This window comes from Enterobacter cloacae complex sp. P40C2 (assembly GCF_014930695.1).
GTDB classification, from domain to species: domain Bacteria; phylum Pseudomonadota; class Gammaproteobacteria; order Enterobacterales; family Enterobacteriaceae; genus Enterobacter; species Enterobacter pasteurii.
Window position 1 is genome coordinate 283,117 of the sequence record NZ_JADBRP010000005.1, and the last position, 20,759, is coordinate 303,875.

Below are 20,759 nucleotides of genomic sequence, written 5' to 3' on the forward strand. Positions count from 1 at the left end.
TTAACATTTCAACTAACGATAGGTAAATCTGTGAACCTTGTAGTATACCGTGGAGACAACATTTCCCGCTTCATCTGCCACTGCTGTTGAATGCCCTGCCCGGCAAAGTAGAGCGTTCCTTTCCCGTCTTTCGCGTTTAGGTGATCGAGCACTTCCATCAACCTTTCGCTACCGACCCGTGGCGCGTTCTCGTCGAACAGGTTGAGCTGGGCCACACCCTGGCTGAAAAAATCCCCGAGCATGATTCCGGCTTTCTGGTACCGGTGACCATCTTTCCAGATTTTGTCCAGGCACTTTACCGCGGCGTTGATTATATCGCGGGAATCCTGTGTAGGGGTGAGAAGCTTCATTGAAGCACTGTTACCGTAATACGGCTCGTTAAGCGCAAAGGGAGAGGTTTTCACGAACGCAGAGATAAAGCGGCAGTACTGATGTTCACCCCGAAGTTTTTCAGCACCACGGGCGGCATAGCTGCAGATAGCTTGGCGCATCTGTTCATACTCAGTAACGCGTTCGCCGAATGACCGGCTGCAGACGATTTCCTGCTTAGCTGGTGCAAACTCCTCCAGCTCCAGACATGGTTCGCCGCGTAGCTCGCGGACAGTTCGCTCCAGGACGACATTGAAGTGCTTTCGAATAATCCACGTACTCTGCTCTGAGAGGTCGAGAGCCGTTTTGATGCCCATGGCGTTCAGCTTCTTACTGATGCGCCTGCCGACGCCCCAGACGTCCTCAACGGGTACCAGGGCAAGGAGCCGGCGCTGGCGATCGATATTGGACAGGTCTACTACCCCGCCCGTCTGGCGCTGCCATTTCTTGGCGGCGTGGTTTGCCAGCTTTGCCAGTGTTTTTGTTTGCGCAATGCCAACCCCGACAGTCAGGTGCGTACGCTTCAGAACCGTAGCGCGGATTTCTTTGCCGAACTCCGTCAGGTCCCGGCAGTTGCGAACACCTGTCAGGTCGCAAAAAGCTTCGTCGATGCTGTAAATTTCGACGCGGGGGCTCATTTCCTCAAGCGTCGTCATTACCCGGTTCGACATATCAGCATACAGCTCATAGTTGCTGCTGAAGCAAACAACGCCAGCCCGCCGGAAAAGCTCCTTTTGCTTGAAGAATGGTTCTCCCATGGTAATACCAGCGGCCTTGGCCTCGGCGCTGCGCGCGATTACACAGCCGTCATTGTTCGACAGAACAACCACTGGCCGCCCTTTCAAATCGGGCCGAAACACCGTCTCGCATGATGCGTAGAACGAATTCACATCACAGAGCGCAAACATATTAGCTGGCCGATTTAACGATGAAAGTCACGACACCGAACACATCGAGCGTGTCCTCACTCCCAACTACAATCGGCGAGTAAGCGCTGTTCATGGGTATGAGCTGGACGGTTGGGCGTAGCTGCAGACGTTTAACAGTGAACTCCCCTTCTACCGCGGCGATGACAATGTCACCGTGCTCAGCAGTCCTGGCGCTGTCCACCACCAGCAGATCGCCGTCGCTGATCCCCGCTTCTATCATCGAATCCCCTGCGGCTTTAACGAAATACGTTGAGCTGGGATGGGAAACAAGCAACTCATTAAGATCAATACGCTGCTCTACATAATCAGCTGCGGGGCTGGGAAAACCACATTGCACCAAATCGCTATATAGTGGAAGTGCGATAATTTCTCGCAGTTCTGTAGGCCTGATAAATTCCATTACGCATACCTCGAATACTGTTTTTATATACAGTAGTTTCGTTTGAGTACGCACGCAAGGCACCTCAGTCCCAACGACCGAGTAAAGATTAACCGTTTCGTTTGTAAGCTTCTATTGCACTTAAAATTATGGCTATTGTAAATTTTCGCGACGTCACCCTGTTTGAACAAAATTAGTCCAGTTTCGACGCACCAAAATCTAAATGGAATAATATCCATAGCACGGCGCGCTTATGATCGCTGAATGCAATATTAACCACGCATAGCAGAAGGTTATTGCAAAGAGAGAGTAAACTCAGTTCATATAAAAGAAGGAAATTTATTTGCGCCTTATGGCGATCAGTTTAGGTTGAAGCTCAAAAATTCAAATCGCTGGGCACTATTTATAACCTAAGTTTCCAGAATGGATGCCCAGGATATCCTTTATACAGCTCTAATAGTTAGCCCGTTGGTTGCTCAGGCCATTTAATGTCTGGTGCAGCGCTGATGTCCAAGCGGTTTAGCATCACACGGTAATGCTTCCATAGGGTAAGTGCGGTTAATTCAACCTCAGTTGCCATGCCGAGTTCCTCCGCATCCTGCAGAGGTGCTATTGCATCCGCAGCTGCAGACATGAGCGATTGTTTTTGCTCTTCTGCTTTCGCGATAAGGTCTTCTCTCGTATATTGATATTGCTCAATAGTTATTCCATTGAAAACCCACCGACCTGATATAAAGAAATCTGAAGGAATATCTTCAGGCTTTACTTCAGCTACAGAGCAATTTATTGGCCACAAGCTTGAAACGTCAGTTTCAGCACAGCAGATAACGCCAGCGGAATCAAACATCACCTTTAGAGTATCTTTTTTAAATTCCTTCTGTGCTTCGTACCAGTCAACCCCTGTATCAGACTGCAAAAATAATACATTAGAAGGCAAGTCGCTTCCTTCAGGCTCATAAGGGGTAAAGTTATTGAATGTTTTCATGCCTGAGCCACCGTATACCATGTTCCGTTAACTTGTTTTTGTAGTGGGCGCATCACAATGTAATCGCCATCACCATCAACCTGACCTTCAATCTGAAGCCCTGTGATGACGTTGCCGGCTATTTCAAACATTTTACCTCTCGTCATTGATTGATAGTTTCGAGCCCCCAATCGAGTATCCCGTTGAAATCGTGCATCCGACTCAGCTTTCGTATAAGCCTGCCCTGCCGGAGTGTAGCTCCCCTTGGGCTGATAACGGCCGTCACTCTGCGCTTTGGTATAGTAACGCCCATCAAAATTTGAGTAATTGGTAGGTATGATCTGGCCAGTGAATGAAAATGTGGTTCCATTCCAGTATCCCATCACTTTGCTATTAGCCCAAAAATCAACCTGCCCATCTTTAGAGCTACGAAGACCTGAGTCGTTATCACCAATATTTAATACAGCAGAACCCACAGAGCCGATTTGAATAGTATTTTTAACAGTTAAGTTGCCGTTTAGCGTTCCGCCTGTTAGTGGTAACGCCCCAACATCACCCGCAGTGGGTTTATTGGCGGTGTCATATTGTTTAGCCCAGGCAGTCCATGCCCCCGTGGAATACTGGCTACGCGTGTAAGTACGAGAACTGTTGTAAACCAGATACACCTGCGTCACACCGGCATTTTTATAAACCAATAGCGTCCCGGCGTTAGTTTCGGGGTAGTGCCTTGCGACTGACGCATTTGCGTTCGCTGGCTGGTAATAAATTCCCGGCGTTTTTAGCGTATCCAGATCCTCTGTCGAAAGTCCGAAGGCCTGACCGTTGAAGATATCCTGAGAGGTAACGTTGGTATCACTTGTAAGCGCGTGACCATTAATCTTGCGCCCGGCAGGCACGCGCCCGTTAGCATTGTCATTGGCAGCTTTGACGGCTTTTGGTGTCGCTGCGAGTGTCTCAGAGGTACTGTCGATAGCGCTACTTAGCTGGACGATACCCTTTTGCGCTGTAGTGGCGTTCTGAGCCGTATATTTACCGTTCGCAAGGTCGTAGGCCTCCTTAACTGCTTTCGGCGTGGCCGCCAGCGCCTCCGACGAACTGTTGGTAACACTACTGAGCTGGACAAGTCCTTTACGTGAGGTTGTTGCATCCAGAACGCCAATGGCTTCACGCGAGCTTTTTTGTGCTGCCTCGCCTTTCGCCGCTATCTCAGAAAGATTTTTATCAATCCGCAGAAACAGGCCATCGCCGGTTGCCACTTTAAGCTCGATATTTGCCGTCTCCGATACCGCAAGTCGGTATTGCAGATTTACGCTGACACCGTTTTCCGGCTTCTCAATAGCGGCACTGTTCGCAACGGAATACAACTCCCCCGCATCGGTCAGCAGGCCGACTTCTCTGACAACGAATCCACCTATGCCAACAGGCAGAACCAGCTGAGCAAAAAACTGATTCGCCTGGTCCGGCGAAACCTGCAGCGCAGAAATCGCGTTGCGATACACTTCACGTACCAGTTTCGTCTGTGCCGGATCCGGCATGACGGCCTGCCCGTTCCCGTCGCCCACCACAAAATCTTTAATAATGACTGGCTTCCCGGTCACAGAGGACTGCGCCTCCAGCTCCTTGCCCCGGTTGGTCAGAATGCTGTAATACTTTTCAGCCATGGCTAAACTCCTGCCTCAATATCAACATCTATCCAGGCGGTGACAGCACCGCCCGTGTAATAGGTTCCCTTAGCGCCTAGATCGGCGATCACGTCTATGGTGGTCAGCAGGCTGCGCAGGTTTTTGGCTTTATCCACCTGACGGCGTATGCGCTGATACAGCGCCTCATCAATGGCCTGCAGGCTGTAGACCTCCACCCGGAAGGTATAGGGGTCTTTGCGCGGTTTATCCTCCCACCACTCCACGACGGTCGTCGGCAGACTGACGGCACTCAGTGACCGTCTGACCGCACCGGCCGTACCGCGATGCTGATGTACGTAGGCGGCATCCTTAATCACCTGCCGTTTTTCTTTCTCCGTCCAGGCATCCTCCCACGAGTCCACCGCAAATTCCCAGGCAAGCCAGGGCAGCAGATGAGCCGGACAGGTGTCAGGATTTTTCACCTTACGCACCATGTCAGTATCAAGGGCAACAATCAGCTCAGTGCTGGCCTGCTCAAGAGCCCGTTCCGGGTGTATGGCAGAGGGAGGAAGAAGGGAGCGAAATTTATCCACCTGAGCCCCCTTTACGCGTGACGTTTATAGAGCTGCACCACGGAGCCTGGCCCGCTAAGGCTTCCAGATCTGCCGTCGGGCTGATCAACCTGACCCGGGCCACGCCCGGCTGCTGCAGGGAAGCGTATATCGCAGAGAGCGGCACGATGGCATTAATGCGATGGGATAGCAGGGTGTAGTTCGTCAGCGTGCTGATGGCATTCTCCAGCACCGTCTGCGCATCCGGTCCGTCAGGTATGTCCAGTTCAGCCGTGACCGCATAGCTGACAATGGTGGCACTTTTGACGCTGACAAAATCAGTCAGAGGCCTGACCTCATCGGCGCTCAGTTCGCTCATCACCTTTCCTGTCAGGCTGGGGCTGGCCTCACCATTCCCGGTTCGCGACAGAACGTAGACGTCTACTTCCCCCGGCCGGTTATGCGTCTCCGGTCCGTAAGCGTCCGCATCCAGAACATCGTTATCTGCCGATTTAGCATGAAAACGGTACGCGTTGCGCGCGCCGGCGGTGTTCAGCTGTGCCCACGACAGCTGGATACGCTCGCGAAAAGCATCATCACTTTCATAGACAGGTTCGACAGGCGGTACCGCATCCGGATCGCCCGGGTCAATCACCAGGCGGGAAACGTTGAAGGCCGCGCCCAGCTGGTCGAGATCGGCCCTTCTGGCGCTGGCAAGAAAAACGGCTCTTACCGCGTCGTTGACACGCTGAAACGCGAGCGTCAGCTGGTAGGCGTTGATTTCCCCCTGTTTATACGCCGGGTCTGATTCGACCAGGGCGTCGAATTCCGGCTCCAGTTCGCGCAGGCGCGCCAGCCAGCGGGTAAAAATATCGACGGCATCCGGTACCACAATGGCATCCGGTACCGCCAGCGCGGACAGGTTAATTACGTCGTAACTGCGTGCCATAAATCTGTATGCCTCCGGTGCTGACGGTAAGATTATTCTCTTTGTTTATCCCCTCGATATCGACGACACACCCTGTTTCATCGGCCGGGAAAGTCACCATCACACGCGTAACCCTCAACCGGGGCTCCCAGCGTGCCAGCGCTGAGGCCGTGGCCGCGATAATCTGCAACCGGGTGAGATCGTCGCGAGGGTTGTCCACCAGCGAAAACAGGTCACTGCCGTAATCACGCACCAGCACGCGGCTGCCGAGCGGCGTGGAGAGTATATCGCTGACGGACTGGCGCAAATGATCGCTGCCGGACAGGCGTTTCCCGGTCCGGCTGTTTACACCGTTCATAATGTTTTTCCGTATGTGGATCGCCAGGCGGCGGAGAGTTAACCGAAATAATCCGGGCCGGTTTTATCCTTGCTGCCAGATTTTTTAGAGGATTTCGCAGGCTTGCGGATGTCAACCACCAGGTTGTACGTATAGCTGAACCCGGCAGGCGTCAGGGAATAGACCAGTGATTCCACCACCCAGGCACGATCTTCCCGCTCCCCAAAGCCGGACGTGGAGACGCCGGATTCTGCCGTAAGCGGGACATGCTTCGGGCGGCACGGTCCCGTCACCGTCATTTTCTGCTGATTGCGCCGGGCCTGCGTTTTTTTCGATTTGGCCTGCTGGTCAGCAGTGGCCTTTGCAGGCTGGGTATAGGGATTCGCCATCGAGGGGCCGTCATGGTCAACCGTAGTGGTTTTGGTCTTCCCGTCCGCTTCATCGTAATAGCGCACACCGATTTTACCCGATGACTTACCGCTGCTGCCGGTGGCTTTCCCCGTCGAACTCCCCCGCTCGCCCTCACTGTATGACCAGTTTGAGACTTCCTCCGGGGTGATAACCAGTTCCCCGGCCTGCTCACCTGAGGCGTTAGCCGTTGTGCCCTGCCGGAGAAAAAGCCAGTATCCGCCGGAGGGTTTACTGACCGCGTTCCAGGTCCGGGCCAGTCGGGTCAGCAGGTTGGCATCAGACTCTGCAACCTGATCAACATGGTCAATATGGATATTCGCAAGCTCCGTGGCCACTTTCGGTACCAGACCGTTTTCGGTGGCCACGGTTTTAACCAGATCCGCCAGCCGCAGATTATCCCAGCTTCGGGTCTTCTGGCTCAGCACATCACCGGGCTGTTTCTGCGCGTTCATGGGTGCGGCCGTGGCATAAATTTCCAGGCGCCGTGGCGGACCACTGCTGCCGACGCCGGATACCACGAACCAGCCCTTATCCACCAGCTGGTCGTTGAAGCCCAGCGCCACGCGTAGCCGCGCGCCTTTTGTCGGCAAGGGGAGGGTTTCTGAGAGTAACGTGATTTTCAGTTCATCCGCTTTTGCCGTGGCGCCGCCGTAATCGGTCAGCTTCATCTCTGCCAGGCTCTGCTGCAGCGCGCGGGTAATATCCTTACCCTCCGCGTTGACGCTGAACGCCGGCGCGTATTCCGGGTTAACAATCTGTTCAGTCATATTAATCCCACAGGCTGAAGGCGGAGTCCTGAACCGGCGGTGCAAGATCCGGCAGGGTGATAAAGATACCTGACGGGTAAACCGCGCCGGCATCAGCCAGCCCAGGATTCGCTTCAAGCACCTGCGTCACGATATAAGACAGGTTTTCCGTGCCGTAATGCAAAGCGCAGACAGCATCCAGCACGTCACCGTCACGGGTTTGATATGTCGTCGGCATAATGTTTCAGCGTCATTGTCCAGTTTTTATTTCGGTGGCCGCCACCGGGCAGGAAACGGTTTGTCGTGTCGGTGAAGTCGATCACCACCCACCAGCCCAGCACATCCCCTTCACCGCTGACCAGCTGTTGTGGCTTGTTCTGATCGGCGAGATCGTAGAGATCGTTAACGGCATCCACCCCCTTACGGAAGAAGGCATGCGATTCACCTTCAAGCCGGATGGTTCGCCCTGGCTTGCCGGTATACTGCAGCAGGTCCTGTTTGCCGATGCGCTCCTGCTCGCTCCATCGCCAGCTGGCCTCACGGGTCAGCTGGTTATAGGCCGTGGTATCGATGGAAAAGGCGAAATCGCCCAGCATCATCATCACCCGGGCGGCCTGTGCACCACGCGCCGCGCTGGCCCCTGCCTGCCCGAACTCTTCAAAGACAGGAATGATTTCACTCACCAGATTTGCCCTCCGTCCATCATGCTGCTGTCACCCCTAAAAGCCGGGCTGCTTTTCGTCACAGCCTCCACCTCATCAGCAATCCCCCGCTCGTCCTGCCCCGGTGCGCCGTGAATTTCAAACCGGTATTCGAACCGGCGGTTGTCTGTCAGTTGCCGGGGCGCGGGTGCGGCGTCCGCTGCATCCAGTTTCTGCAACAACATATCCCAGCGCCCTACCGCATCCGTACCGGCATTCCCCCCGCCATCATCAGCATTAGCGGAAAGCGGAACTGTACGCGGTACCGGAGTCTGCCGGAGCGTGTCCGGCTCCGTTATGACCGGTACCACCTGCAGGGATGTTTCAGGCGGTAATGGCGCCAGCAGGGTCCGGGGATAATTATCCCATGCCGTCGGTCCGTTACCGGGCATGGCAGGCTGCAGTGCCGGCTTCATCAACCCATCCGGCCCAAACAGTCCGCCGCTGTTCTCGGGGGTCATATACTTATCGAGGGTTGTGTTGAATGTCTCCTCGTCATCACGGAAAAATCCCCGCGTATCGCGGTAGGATTTTTTCACATCGTCCGGCAGATCCGGCTTTTCCTTCAGCTGCTGTTCAAACCACTCTCCCTGACCGTTGCGCTGCGCCGTCATGCGCGCAATATCGACCGAGCCGGTCATCGCCAGCGATTTGAGCACATCCCGCTGATCGCTTCGCTCATCCGGCAGCAGCCAGGACAGTTTTTTCGCCAGCGCGAACGCCACCTTTCCGACGAAAACGATCCCCTGACCGAACGTCAGCACGCCGGGGTAGAGGTCATTACGCAGAAAACTGACGATGCGCTTTATCCCCCCGCCTTTAAACCACTCCGCCATATCGTCAGTCAGACGGCGGATATCCGGCGCCAGTTCGTTACCGAGCTGGCCGGAGATTTCCGCCAACGCAGAAGAGAAGACGGTCTGCAGATTCGTAATGGCACGGTTGCCTTCCATTGCGCCTTCAGCACCCTCTTTCGTGACGAGGTTATACCGGCGCTGCTCGTCCATCAGATCGCGGTAACTTTTCCCGGACTGCTTCAGAAGCATCAGCAGCTTGCTGGCCTCGCCGCCAAACAGCGAATCCAGCGCAAACGAGGCTTTCGATTCATCCTGCAGGCTGAGCGCGCGCTCGACGATTTTCTCAAACTGCGCCATATCGCTGAGGCCGGCTAAATCTCCCGCCTTAAACCCCAGCGTTTCAAACGCGTCCTGCAGCGATCCCTGCTTGCCGTTCTGCTTGTACTCCCCCGCCTTGTGCAGATACTCCTCGAACAGATCGCCGATGTTCTCCCCGTTCATGTCGTACTGTTTTGCGAGCGTGTCCCAGGCATCAAACGTCGGAATGTCCACGCCATAGCTTTTCGCCACGCCGGCACGCCGGGCCGTCTCCGCATTGGTGGCCGCCGGGGCAATCAGGGTGCCCAGGGCGGAAGCCACCACCCCGCCGCCGCCGATCGCCAACCCCGGCGCCACCATAGAGCCCAGCTGACCGGCGATACCCAGACCGCGGCGAAACAGACCTTTACCGGCACCCTTGAATGCCGACAGCCGCTGTGCCTTCTGCATCTGCTGGTTCAGCTTCTGCTGCTCGGCTTCGGTTTTGCGGATTTCACGGGACACGTCACTGTACCGCCGCTTAAGGTCGCCCAGGCTTTGCCCGGCGAGCTTTGCCCGCTTGATTTCCGCCGCCAGCTTAGTCTGGTCTTTCGACAGTTTTTCTGACTGCTTCCCGACGTCCTTCAGGCTCTTTTGCAGGCCGTTTGCTGAACGGCTCCATGAACTGTCGATATTGCCGCCAAAGGTAATGACGGCCTTAAGGTTCTGGCTTAATCCGGCCACGATTTACCGCCTCCACTTCGTCGGTGAGAAAATCAGAAAACACGCTGAACGGCATATCCAGGTATTCCGTCAAGGGAAAATGCAGGCGCCGCCCGAGAAAGCGTATCGCCCGGATCAGGCTTCTTTCGGTCGCTCCGCGGGCGGGAGCATAAAAACATTGAACGCGTCCAGCAGCTGCGCATAATCCGCCGCCGTCAGCTGCCAGATATCCTGCTCGCTGAGGTTGCACAGCAGCGCAATCATGCGCGCTTCTTTTTCTTCCTCACTGCCGCGGTCTTTGGAAAAGGCGATGCGGTCACGCACAAGCGGCTCGCGCAGCGTCACCTGTTCGAGGAGGCCGCCGTTCTCAACGGAAACAGGGGAATACAGTTTAATAACGCGGGTTTCACCGGGAAAATCCATAACACTCTCCGTAAAGTAAAAACGGCCCGCAGGCCGTTATAGAAAGGAAGTCAGACTCAGAGGCGAACTTTAGCCGCCAGGCCGGATAACACATCCACACCATTCACCCGGCGCGAGAAGCGTTCAGTATCAATTTCAAAAAGCTCGCGGCCGTCTTTAGTCTGACGGTAATAGCTCACGGCGATGTCCACCGTGACGGCGTTTTCCGACAGGCTGTCTTTGCCCCGCGCATCGGGCGTGACGGTCTGCACAAAGCCCTCGATCTCCTCAATGGTGCCCAGGGCCGTACCGTTCGCCAGATAGCCCTGATACGCGGTAAAGCGCGGACGGCTGCCGCTGACAAAACCGAAGGCGGTCAGCATGTCCACGTCCACCCCGTAAAACTTCAGCTGGCAGGTCAGTGCCTCCATACCATCATCGACGGGAGAAGGTGCGTCCTGCGCGCCGGTGCGCAGATCGGTTTTGACGATGGACAGTGCCGGCGGCGTGAATTCATGCGCGCCCTGAATGCGGATCCCCTGCCGGAAAAAGGTCCAGACGCGTAACGTGTTTTTCTCGCTCATGCTGCCAGCATCTCCTCAAGCGCATAGTTGTTATTCACCCGGACGCGCAGGCTGATAAGCTCAGTCGGCGATTTCGGACCAAAGTCATAGTTAATGTACAGCACGCCCGCCGCCATGCTCTCAGCGGTGTTAAGCTCCTCATCCAGCCAGGCGCGGCCGCCGAAGATGGCACCAAGCCCGACCAGCTGGCGCATATAGGCGTTGATCGTGCCGATAATGTCGTCGGCGTTTTCCCGGTCCAGCGGACGATCAACGTATTCCAGCATTGTTTCCTGAATGCTGTCCTCGATGACGTCAGCGGTCCGGCGAACCGATTCGAAGCGCCACTGCGGGTTGGTACCACACAGACGGTTGCCCCAGTGCTTAAACCCGGCCCGGCGGATGATGGTGGAGACGTTCTGCATGTTGAGCAGGTTTGCATCGCAGTTTTCATCGCCGAGAATGAACTCGTCGATCTGCTCCACGCCGAGAATGTTGTTAATGTCCTGGTTGGACTTACTCCACCACCAGCCCTTCTCAAAGTCGATACGGGCGCGCAGCCCCGCCGCAAACGCAGAATAAGGGCGATACACCAGCTGACCGTCGGCGCTGCTGACCTGAACGCGCGGGCGCAGCAGCTCGGTGCGGGTACCGTAAGACTGGCGACGCTGAACCACTTCCTGCAGCGTGGCGCCGGATTCACAGTCTACATACGCCACTGCGCGCAGCTTGCCGGCAACGGTTTCCAGTGCCTTGCCCACGGCGTCATCCTCACTGAACCCCGGCGCAATGACGATTCGGGGCTGGTACGTCGTCACCGATTTAGCAGATGACAGCGAGCCGATCCCGGTCAGCACCGCCGTACGCTGTTTCGCTTCGTCGGTTTCTTCCGACACACGAACCACCACCGTCAGTGCATTTCGCTGGTCGTTGATTTCGGTCAGCGCCTGTTTCAGCGTACCTTTATCACCGAGACGGGAAAGCATCGTGGTACCGACAATCGCCACCGGCGTATTCAGCGGGAACGGCTCATCCTCGCCACCGGACAACTGCAGGCTGAACGGCGTGACGATACCGCTGCCGCTCCCCTTAGCAGTCATCTTCACATCCGCCACCGTGCCGACGGCAGCAGCAACGTCTGCCGGGGTTGCCGTCAGCTTTCCGGTGTCGTCACAACCCAGCGTGATGGTCAGCGTTAAAGCCGTTGCGTCCCACACAGCCGTTGTATCCACCGCGGCGGGATTTTCTGCATCAGGAACACCGGCTACCGCCTCAGCCAGCAGGACATTGCCCGCCCTGCCGGCGATCGTCGCGGCAAACTCGACAACGTTATCCAGAATAGGCGTCCCAACGGTACCCGCTGCCGGCGTTCCGGCTGAGGCATCCGGCGCGGTACCCACCAGACCGATAATGGCCGTCTGGATCGTCGTGACCGCGACCGTACCGGATGTCAGTTCGATCGTTTCCACACCATGTAAATTCGCCATTCATTTTCTCCAGACATAAAAAAACCTGCCGCGGCAGGTCACATTTTTTGATTGGGGGGATTTGTGGTACCACCGCCGTCACCATTTTCTTTGTGATCATGGCGGTTATAGGTTTCGCGGATCCCGCTCATTTTCCCGGCACCGTCTGAAATCTCCTGGGTCGCACCGATATTTCCGGCCACGTTCGTGTCGGCGTTTATCTGCGTTTTCCCCTGTACGGTCAGGGTATCGGTGATTTCCACCGGACCGTCCAGCGTGCCTTTCCCGATAATTTTGTAGGTCCCGCCTTCCGCCAGGGTAATAGTCAGGGCATGCGCGGCACGGTCATAGCGGATCTCGGTACCATCACCGTAGCGGGTGATATGCTCGCTGTCGCTGCCCTCCGGCACCGGCAGACCGCCGGTATTCCAGCCGGGAAACACCCGGCCATTATTCAGCTCGCCCGCCTCCGACAGTACCGTAACCGCATCCCCGACTGCATACGGATTGGAGTCAGCCCGGTTAGTCCCCGAAAAGCCCTGGCAGAGCGGTAGCCAGGTGGTGGTAATGTCGCCCAGGTCCACCCGGCACTTCGGTATGCCGTCATGCTTAACAGAATGAATAACCCCGCGCCTGACAATATTTGCCAGGCGGCGCTGTAAATCGCCCTCGATATCACTCATCGGATTTTGCCTCGTAAATCAGCTTATAATCGTCCACATGTGCCCGGCCGATATCCGGCGCCTTACCGAGCCAGACGGCATTCAGCGGGGCATTTAGCTGCGCAAACGGATCCGCACCAAAAGCCGCTGACTGTGTGAAGGAAATACGCCAGACCAGATAATCATCCATGCGCGGATCAAACTCATCGCGTGACGCATCGATAAACACGGCAGGCTCCAGACTGGTCAGGCCGAACAGCTGACCATCAATCCACTGGGTGATATCTGCGGCCGCCGTGCGCAGAAAAATTTCCGGTCGGCTGACGCCCGCGCCGGCCGCATCCACCACCACGAACAAATCGCAGGACAGAGTAACGTTGAGCTGCCCCTCATTGCCCCCGCCTTGCTCCCAGCCGTTAATGGAGAAATACACCGCCGGTGTTGTCAGCCCGGTAAAGCGTGGGACATTTTTTTCCGGATAGGCATCGGCGTCGCGCACCCAGTCAATTTCTTTCAGCGCGCCGGTAACAGCATCGTGATACTGCCCCAGCAACAATGGCTCGGCCATGGTTTACCTCAGACAGAAATACGGGCTTTCACGCGCCCGCGCAGATCGGTTTCAAAGTGATGCATGAAAATCTCCATCGCCTCGGCAAAGGCGTTATCCTCGATGTAGTTCAGCATCGGCTCATAAATATCGACTTCAGCCTCGCGGGTCCGTCGGGTGTCAGGATCGCGAATAACCACCGTCCGACGGTTCTCCCGAGGGGATCGCGCCACCTCCCCGTTTTCATACGTGCGCGGTGACAGCAGGCTCCCTTTTGGGGTAAAACCCGCGTTTTCTGCCTGGCGCCGCGCCTTAATAAACCGTCCGGTGGATTTATCCCGCCGGGTATGGTGAGGCCTCAACCTCCCGTTAATCCGGCCTTTCAGGTCTTTTACCTTGATGGCGTTCAGGCCGAACCAGAGCCGGAAGTTATCCAGGTTCGACTGAGAATTGCGATCGAGTCGAAAGGAAAGCAGACGCCGGCGCACCATATCGAGACTGCGCGGTGCCAGACCGTCCTTCATGTCAGCAACCGCTTTCTTACGCAGCGTAGCAGCGGTGCGTTTCAGCGCGCGTGAATACGCCGCCCGAAACTGCTTATGGGTGGCACCAATGTGCTCCGCAATCCGCCAGATGGCATCCACATCGATATCGACGGGTAAATCCCGTCGCAGTCTGGATACACGCGCCATATCAGCTCCACTTGTTGATTTCCGGCTGCGGTTTTCCCGGTGCACCATAAGCCAGGGTGACGCGGGTCCGCCCTTCTTCATCGGCACCAATGTGCGTTATGCGGTAAGCGGTACCGTTAATTTCCACCTCATGGTGCTTCTCAAGCCCCGCGATATCGGCAGTCATCGCGCTGAAGGCCGGAGAGCGATCCTGAATTTGCCCCCCGCCGGGCACGTCAACCGGGGCATCCGGCGTCTCGAAAATCACGGTAACAGGACGCAACTCAGCGTCAATAGACAGGACGGCAGGCACCTCTTCGGCAAATGCCCGGGAGATCCGGGCATCCGCGTTCAACAGGCGTTGACGAAAGCGGTTCATCAGTAGCCAAGCCGGACCGGAACAGATTCGGCATCTGCCGCCGCAGCAGCCCAGGCCGTACCCACCAGGGGGTTCGGCGCCGCCGCCTCCCCCGCTTCTGCTGTCAGCTTACCGTCAGCCAGATATAGCTTCTGGCCGAGAGTGACTGCTTCCGCCACCTTTGGCAGAACGAACACGCCCGTGGTGTGCAGCACGCCCCACAGCCCTGCCGGGATGTCATCGTGAGCAACGCCCACCACCTCCCCTGAAAGCACGGCGTCACCAGAATGAATATCGGTCGCACCGGCATTCTGAAAATCCAGGGTGTTGCCGTCCTGCTGATAATTTTTCGCCATTTTTCTCTCCAGACAAAAAAGGAGCAGCACGCGCCACTCCGTAATAAAAAAAAACGTCAGATGACGGTCGTTATTTTTTCGTGACTTTAACCATGCCGCGCCAGTCAAGCGGTGCCACCCCGGCATCGATACGCACCTTGAAGGCGGCACCGTCAACGGTAAAACCCTGCTGCTGCTCCAGATACGGCGTATCAATACCATCCAGATACGCCACTTCTATAGTGTCGCGTCCCTGCGCAGCGGTCAGGTAGTAATCCGTCTGGCTGCTGTCATCCAGACGCGCCTCAGAGGCCACCGTCACAAAGTTCTGGATCGGGTTAACGATACCGCTGTTGGCATCCGCACCCGGCACGCTTGCTGACTTGATGAGCTGGTTAGCGCGTGACTCGATAGCCACTGGTGTCAGCATGTAGGCCGGACGTATATTCAGACGGCGATCGCCGGATTTCTGCAGCAGCATCGCCTTACGCGCCGTATCCAGGCCTTCGATACTCAAATCGGCGGAGACAAGGTTGCCATGATCGGCATGGAACAGCGGCTTACCGTCGGACATTTTCGGGTTGCTGGTCAGCACCGCCCACACCAGATCGCCCACGGTGGCACGCGCAGCAAGCCCCATTGCCTGCGGAATACGGGTCAGCATGTCCAGGTCGTCGTTTATGATGGTCTGGCGGTCAATGCTGAAAAGTTCGCCGTAGGTCGCCAGGGCAATTGGCTCGCCGCGATCCTTGATGGTGACATATTTATATTCCGCCCCGGCGCGAACCTTGCGAAGCGATGCGAGTGATTCCAGACCTACGCGGTGCGCGGTTTTGAAATCGGTCAGCGTGCCCTTGCGGGTCCACTGTTCGAATGTCTCTGTAGCCTCATCCCAACCCATCAGCGCCGCCTTGTGCGCCACATCCATCAGGATATTGCCGAAATCGCTGCTGCTGTGGGTGAACGCCAACCCGACCATCGCCTGTGCCGTACCTGCTCCGGAGATACCGATGCCGCGATCGACCAGGGAGGCACGCGCCAGTTCGCGCAGGGTGTAACCGTTGTAAGCGTTATCCTTTTCGGCCTGCGCATAGCCCGCGCGGGTCATTACCGCAGCGCGAATGGAATCACCGACCAGATTGCCGTTACCGGCATACAGATGAATGGCACCCGGACCGGCGCTCGGTGTGGTTCCTGCAGCCAGCGCCTGCAGCAGTTTGTCGCGGGCCTTTTCGGCGTTGCAGGAGAAATCGGCCAGGCATTCCGCCTTCAGCGTCGCGAAGGCCGGGAAAGCCTCAAACACGGCTGAGACGGAATTCACGCGCTCCGCGTTCGCCGTGTGCATCTGCTGCTGCAGCTGCTGGGCCAGCGCGGTGATATCGATGTTTGTCATCTGCGGCGCGGGCTGTTGTGGTGCTGGCGGGGTAAGGTTTGCCTGTACCGGCGCGGGCTGCTGTGGTTGATTCACCGGAGCTTCGGCGCGCGGCGTGAAAAGGGATTTAATCTGTTCTGGCATGTTCTGATAGTCCTTCAGTTTATTTTCATTCACACAGGCCGCGGCCTGCAGTTCAGGTTCAAGCGTGTCGGCGAAACCTTTTTCCACCGCCTCGGCACCGTTAAGCCAGGTCTCCGCTTTCAGCATCGCCTCCAGCTCCTCCTGCCCCAGTCCGGTTTTGTTCATGTAGGCGCTGAGCATCAGGGCTTCGTTACGATCAAGCCAGGCGGCGTAATCACGCATGTCGTCAGAATCACCGGCAATGCCACCCCACGGTTTGTGGACCATAATCCAGGCGTTCTCCGGCATGTGCACCGTGGCACCGGGCAGGCAGACAATCATCGAGGCCATACTGGCCGCCACGCCGTCCACCCAGATATCCACTTTCGCTTTCAGCCGGGACAGGGTGTTGTAGATGGCAAAGCCCTGCATGACATCGCCGCCGGGGCTGTGAATATGCAAATCCACGGCGCTGGCCTCAAACACCCCTGCCTCTTTACAGTCAGCGACGAACTGCTGGGCAGTAATGCCCCAGCCGCCGATCACGTCATAGAGGAAGATTTCGACACGTCCCGCGGACAGCGCGCGGATTTCATACCAGCACTGACCGCTTGCCGCATCGACACCCGCCAGGCTGGCGCGGGGGTTAATCATCATCGTCCGGCTCACGCCGGGAATTGTCTGGTTTTGCCGTTGCATCTGGCATCGCTCCTTTGTCATTGGCGGCGTCGGAATCAAACACCAGCCCGTGTTGACGGTTAAACTCGGTTTCACGCAGTCGCTGGCGTTTAACCTCCTGCGGGTTTTTACCCCGCGCCCGTGCCCATTCCGCCTCAGTGCCGGCACCACCGCGCACAATGGCTTTCCAGGCGTTCGCCTCTTTGCCCGGATCAATCCACGGCATCACCGGCCCGAGATAAAGCGCGTTATAGAGAGAATTCGGATCCACATCCGGCGGGACTTCAACGCCGCTCAGCAAGGCCATCGCCAGCCATGCGCGGTAAACGGGCCGGCTGTGCTGGCCGACAAACCACTGTTGCAGGACGTTGTACCCTTCGAAGCTCTCCACCAGTTCCTGACGCTGGGAGCTGTAGGTACCGTTATAGTCCCGGGCAATGCTGGAATAGCTGCCGCGCGTACCTGCGGCCACGGCCCGCATCTGCCCGTTGCGGAATTCGTAGAGATGAACATTCGGGCGGTTTGATTCCACCATGCCCAGGTCTTCGCCGGGCCGCAGTTCGTCGTAAATCATGCCCGGCGCGATATCGTAGTGACGCTGCCCGCCGGGCGTTGAAAACTCACCTTCATCGCCAAGTGACTGTGCATCGCCGCGCTTGATGTAGAAGCCCAGCGCAGCGGCAATACGGGCCGCCACGCGCTCGCTCTCTTCATAATCCTTGATGTCCGAAAGACGGGTAATGACTCCGTGGATCAGGCTGATACCGCGTAGCTGGTGCAGACGCTTGCGCTGTGCCAGGTGAAGCATGTTGTCAGCGGAGACAGTTTTCAGTCCGGCGCTGAAGCGCGTCATGTTAGCCGGGTGGTATTTGTAAACCCGGTACCCGACTGGACGTCCCCACTCGTTTACGATGATGCCCTGACGAACCTGCTGACCTGCGGTGCTGTTAAGGTTGAACGGCACAAAATCCGCTTCCAGCATTTCCAGAGAAAACGGTACCGACGTGGCATGCTGCAGGCCCGGCACATTCCCCCTGACCAGCTGCGTGAACACTTCCCCGTCACGCAGCGCAGAACGCAACAGCAGGCGCTCGGCTTCCGGGCGGGTAAACATGCCGGTCACTTCCGGACGCACGGACCATTCCGCCCAGAGTGCCGAAAGCTGCCCGGCAAAATCGGAATGGAGATTACCCTCCAGATCGAGTGGCTGAGGCTCAACATGGATGCCGTGGGCGCCAATTACCCGGTCTTCCATTTTGTCGAACAGGCCGATCACGAGGTCATGGTTTTCATCGAGCCAGCGGGCCTGTTCCCGCAGGGACTGGCCTGCTGCAAATACCGAGGTGTCCGCAGACTGGCTTTGCTTTTTGGCCTTGTGCAGCCGTGACGGGTTGGCCGCTTCATACGCATTAAGCCGGAGTCTGTCCCGTGCGCGCGCCGCTGCCCACCCGGGGGAAATAGCCCCCAGTGTTCTTTCAAGAATGCCCATAGAACGCCTTACAGAAAGTTAGCGAGTTTGTACGAACCACCACGGCTGTTGACCGCCCGCCAGCGACGCTCCCAGTATTCAAGCTCGTCGCGCAGCGCTTTCGGGTCGTGGTTGGTAATGGCGCGACCATTAACGCCGGTAAAGGAGATACTCTTGCCATCCAGCGAATCCTGGTAGGCCTGACGCACCATCAGCAGCGTTCTCCAGATGTCGTCTTTCGTCACAGCCAGCCCCCCTTACCGGAAGATCCCAGCCAGCTGCCGGACAGTCCGGCGCCCTTTTCAGGTTCAGCCTGGACAGTCGACTGAACAGGTTTTGTTTTTTTCACAGTTATCTCCCGTGGGCGTTCCCCTTCATGAATATTTGGGTTGAGATCCTGCGGCTCAGCCCAGGCAGGGGGTTTTTCCCAGTCACGAATTTTTTCGTAGCCGCGCAGAACCGCAACGGCATGGGCATAGCAGAACAGGTCAAAGGCTTCGTTGGCGCCCTTGCCAGGCTTGCGCCATTTACCGTCCACACCGCGCTCTTCGTAGGTCAGTTCCTCGTAGAACCATTCACCCAGCCAGTCAGGAAAATGGATATAGCCCGCACCGGGGGTCTCACGGTCCAGATTGTTGCTGAGCTGATCCTTGAGCAGGTCGGTCTGCAGCAGATACACCGGCACCTCGCCACGCGCATCAGCGCGACGGTCGCTGCGTTCGGTATTATTCGGGTGAGTTTTGGTGATGATTTTCTGCCGCTTTGTGCTGTCACCCTTGACCAGGTAAACACGTTTACCCAGGCCGTCACGGCGGCACTGGCGCCAGAATTTATAGGCGTTGTCGGTCACGCCTTCTTCACCGCCGCTGTCGACGGCCATGGCCAGCACCGGCATACGCCGCGTAGGGTCAGACTGAAGCGCATACGTTTTTTCCAGCACATCGGAGACCAGCAGCTGCCAGTCCTCCGGATACGCGCCGGGGTGGATCGGCTCCGCCTCACCATGCTCATTGCAGCGCAACGACTGGCGGATGTTGTAGCGATCCACCAGCCAGCGCTCTCCGTTTTCGCCATAACCGATAATCTGCACGACGAAACGGCGCTTTTTGCCGCCCTGGACGTCCACGGCCGCCAGCAGGAAACGCACCTTAGGCGGGACCAGGCGTTTACCGTAATCCTCCGCCCGCTGCATCAGCACATCGGCGCGCCGCTGTTCGCTGGCCGAGCGCGGCAGGTACGGCAGCCCCCAGTCGGTGTTGATAACCGCCTTGAGGGTTTCTTCGCTGCCCGTGGCCTCGTACTCCTGCTCAGCGGTCAGCAGCTTGTAGACCAGCTGCGCCCAGGTCTGATACGCAGCTGCAGGGCCTTCCATCCAGAAACTGGCGATACGGGAGCGGCGCGGCTCACCGGAAATATTGCCGTCACGATCAATGCTCTGACCTTCACGCAACCAGACTCCGGCACCGTTAAGCTCGCGCTTTTTATCTGCGGTGATAATGCTGCTGCAGTGCGGGCAAAGCAGGTGTGCCGCCTCACTGGCTTTAACCGGATCCGGTTCATCCCTGTAGCCGGTCATGGCCTCCATGGCTGGCTGAAAATATTCACCACAGTGCGGGCACGGCCAGTACCACCGGCGGCGATCGCCGCGGTTGTACAGAGAAAGCGCACCTGTCGTCGGTGGCGCTTCATGAGGAGACTTACGGCGCCATTTGCTGTCGCGAATATCACGCCCTGGAGAACACTCCACCAGCGTCATCCCGGCGGACATAAAGGTCGTGGTACGCTTGGAAGCCAGGGTAAAGCCGTCACCCTCGCCGTCGATGTCCTCAGGGAAGCGGTCATAATCGGTGAGCGCCACACATTTGAAATCTGACGAGGACATAATGTTGATGGAAGGCCAGCCAATCTTGAGGTAGTTCCCCGCCAGAAAAGTACGATCATGCACGTTGTTATCGTTTCGCAACGGGCTCAGGCGTTTCGCCACTTCAGGACTGACACGGAAGGCTCGGGCCAGTCGCTTTTTTGAATGCTCGCGGGCTTTCTCCTCGGTCATCTGAACGACGAGCATATCGGACGGGTCGCAGACAATGTTGTATACAACCCAGCCATCCACCAGACCGATCGTTTTCCCCGTTCGTGCCGGACCAACAAACACCACCGCATCGTATTCACGCATAGCGAGGCAGTTCATCGGCTCGATCACATAGGGAGCGACAGCAGGGTCCCACGGTACCGAGTTACCGGCTCCCATAGGTACGCGCATAAATTTTTGAACTGCCTCAGCCACAGGCATACGGCGCGGGGCTTTGAGAATGGCGGAAGCGTTACGCCTGACTTCCGCTGCCGTGGCCTGTCGCATG

Annotated in this window: 23 protein-coding genes; all 23 read right to left on the reverse strand. The window is 57.0% G+C overall.

Annotated features, from left to right (window positions below):
• Window positions 1-8 precede the first annotated feature (8 nt).
• Window positions 9-1,277 carry a Y-family DNA polymerase gene (locus IM304_RS12275; RefSeq protein WP_193355214.1) on the reverse strand — a complete coding sequence of 423 codons (1,269 nt, stop codon included), beginning with the start codon at window positions 1,275-1,277 and terminating at the stop codon, window positions 9-11.
• A 1-nt stretch (window position 1,278) separates the two neighbouring features.
• The gene (locus IM304_RS12280) at window positions 1,279-1,698 is read right to left on the reverse strand and encodes a translesion error-prone DNA polymerase V autoproteolytic subunit (RefSeq protein WP_193355215.1); all 420 of its coding nucleotides are present in this window, start codon (window positions 1,696-1,698) and stop codon (window positions 1,279-1,281) included.
• 439 nt (window positions 1,699-2,137) lie between these two features.
• Window positions 2,138-2,662 (reverse strand): tail fiber assembly protein, encoded by a 525-nt coding sequence (locus IM304_RS12285; RefSeq protein WP_193355216.1) that lies wholly within the window; start codon window positions 2,660-2,662, stop codon window positions 2,138-2,140.
• The gene (locus IM304_RS12290) at window positions 2,659-4,302 is read right to left on the reverse strand and encodes a tail fiber protein (RefSeq protein WP_193355217.1); all 1,644 of its coding nucleotides are present in this window, start codon (window positions 4,300-4,302) and stop codon (window positions 2,659-2,661) included. The genes IM304_RS12285 and IM304_RS12290 overlap by 4 nt, the downstream gene beginning before the upstream one ends.
• A 2-nt stretch (window positions 4,303-4,304) precedes the next feature.
• Entirely contained in the window at window positions 4,305-4,856 is a 552-nt protein-coding gene (locus tag IM304_RS12295; protein ID WP_193355218.1) for a phage tail protein I, read from the reverse strand.
• Entirely contained in the window at window positions 4,849-5,763 is a 915-nt protein-coding gene (locus IM304_RS12300; protein WP_193355219.1) for a baseplate J/gp47 family protein, read from the reverse strand. The genes IM304_RS12295 and IM304_RS12300 overlap by 8 nt, the downstream gene beginning before the upstream one ends.
• Window positions 5,738-6,100, reverse strand: a complete 363-nt coding sequence (locus tag IM304_RS12305) for a GPW/gp25 family protein (RefSeq protein WP_193355220.1) — start codon at window positions 6,098-6,100, stop codon at window positions 5,738-5,740. The genes IM304_RS12300 and IM304_RS12305 overlap by 26 nt, the downstream gene beginning before the upstream one ends.
• Before the next feature lie 38 nt (window positions 6,101-6,138).
• Window positions 6,139-7,257 (reverse strand): contractile injection system protein, VgrG/Pvc8 family, encoded by a 1,119-nt coding sequence (locus IM304_RS12310; RefSeq protein WP_193355221.1) that lies wholly within the window; start codon window positions 7,255-7,257, stop codon window positions 6,139-6,141.
• Between the two features lies 1 nt (window position 7,258).
• Complete coding sequence (locus IM304_RS12315) at window positions 7,259-7,474, reverse strand: tail protein X (RefSeq protein ID WP_193355222.1); 216 nt, start codon at window positions 7,472-7,474, stop codon at window positions 7,259-7,261.
• Window positions 7,449-7,919: a phage tail protein gene (locus IM304_RS12320; RefSeq protein ID WP_193355223.1), complete on the reverse strand. Its 471-nt coding sequence runs from the start codon at window positions 7,917-7,919 to the stop codon at window positions 7,449-7,451. Before IM304_RS12320 ends, IM304_RS12315 begins: the two co-directional genes overlap by 26 nt.
• Complete coding sequence (locus IM304_RS12325) at window positions 7,916-9,775, reverse strand: hypothetical protein (RefSeq protein ID WP_193355224.1); 1,860 nt, start codon at window positions 9,773-9,775, stop codon at window positions 7,916-7,918. The genes IM304_RS12320 and IM304_RS12325 overlap by 4 nt, the downstream gene beginning before the upstream one ends.
• A gap of 114 nt (window positions 9,776-9,889) precedes the next feature.
• Entirely contained in the window at window positions 9,890-10,177 is a 288-nt protein-coding gene (locus IM304_RS12330; protein ID WP_193355225.1) for a phage tail assembly protein, read from the reverse strand.
• 56 nt (window positions 10,178-10,233) lie between these two features.
• Window positions 10,234-10,740 (reverse strand): phage major tail tube protein, encoded by a 507-nt coding sequence (locus IM304_RS12335; RefSeq protein ID WP_193355226.1) that lies wholly within the window; start codon window positions 10,738-10,740, stop codon window positions 10,234-10,236.
• Window positions 10,737-12,206 carry a phage tail sheath C-terminal domain-containing protein gene (locus tag IM304_RS12340; RefSeq protein ID WP_193355227.1) on the reverse strand — a complete coding sequence of 490 codons (1,470 nt, stop codon included), beginning with the start codon at window positions 12,204-12,206 and terminating at the stop codon, window positions 10,737-10,739. The genes IM304_RS12335 and IM304_RS12340 overlap by 4 nt, the downstream gene beginning before the upstream one ends.
• 38 nt (window positions 12,207-12,244) lie before the next feature.
• Window positions 12,245-12,868, reverse strand: a complete 624-nt coding sequence (locus IM304_RS12345; protein ID WP_193355228.1) for a phage baseplate assembly protein V — start codon at window positions 12,866-12,868, stop codon at window positions 12,245-12,247.
• Window positions 12,861-13,415: a hypothetical protein gene (locus IM304_RS12350; protein ID WP_193355229.1), complete on the reverse strand. Its 555-nt coding sequence runs from the start codon at window positions 13,413-13,415 to the stop codon at window positions 12,861-12,863. The genes IM304_RS12345 and IM304_RS12350 overlap by 8 nt, the downstream gene beginning before the upstream one ends.
• An 8-nt stretch (window positions 13,416-13,423) precedes the next feature.
• Window positions 13,424-14,086 (reverse strand): hypothetical protein, encoded by a 663-nt coding sequence (locus IM304_RS12355; RefSeq protein ID WP_193355230.1) that lies wholly within the window; start codon window positions 14,084-14,086, stop codon window positions 13,424-13,426.
• A 1-nt stretch (window position 14,087) separates the two neighbouring features.
• A complete protein-coding gene (locus tag IM304_RS12360) occupies window positions 14,088-14,444 on the reverse strand; it encodes a hypothetical protein (RefSeq protein ID WP_193355231.1) in 357 nt (118 codons plus the stop codon).
• A complete protein-coding gene (locus tag IM304_RS12365; RefSeq protein WP_193355232.1) occupies window positions 14,444-14,779 on the reverse strand; it encodes a DUF2190 family protein in 336 nt (111 codons plus the stop codon). Before IM304_RS12365 ends, IM304_RS12360 begins: the two co-directional genes overlap by 1 nt.
• Before the next feature lie 70 nt (window positions 14,780-14,849).
• Window positions 14,850-16,952, reverse strand: coding sequence for a ClpP-like prohead protease/major capsid protein fusion protein (locus IM304_RS12370; protein ID WP_370627125.1), 2,103 nt, complete (start codon window positions 16,950-16,952; stop codon window positions 14,850-14,852).
• Window positions 16,900-18,420, reverse strand: coding sequence for a phage portal protein (locus IM304_RS12375; protein ID WP_193355233.1), 1,521 nt, complete (start codon window positions 18,418-18,420; stop codon window positions 16,900-16,902). The genes IM304_RS12370 and IM304_RS12375 overlap by 53 nt, the downstream gene beginning before the upstream one ends.
• A gap of 8 nt (window positions 18,421-18,428) precedes the next feature.
• Complete coding sequence (locus IM304_RS12380) at window positions 18,429-18,644, reverse strand: hypothetical protein (protein ID WP_048221188.1); 216 nt, start codon at window positions 18,642-18,644, stop codon at window positions 18,429-18,431.
• Window positions 18,641-20,758: a phage terminase large subunit family protein gene (locus IM304_RS12385; protein ID WP_193355234.1), complete on the reverse strand. Its 2,118-nt coding sequence runs from the start codon at window positions 20,756-20,758 to the stop codon at window positions 18,641-18,643. Before IM304_RS12385 ends, IM304_RS12380 begins: the two co-directional genes overlap by 4 nt.
• Window position 20,759: the final 1 nt, after the last annotated feature.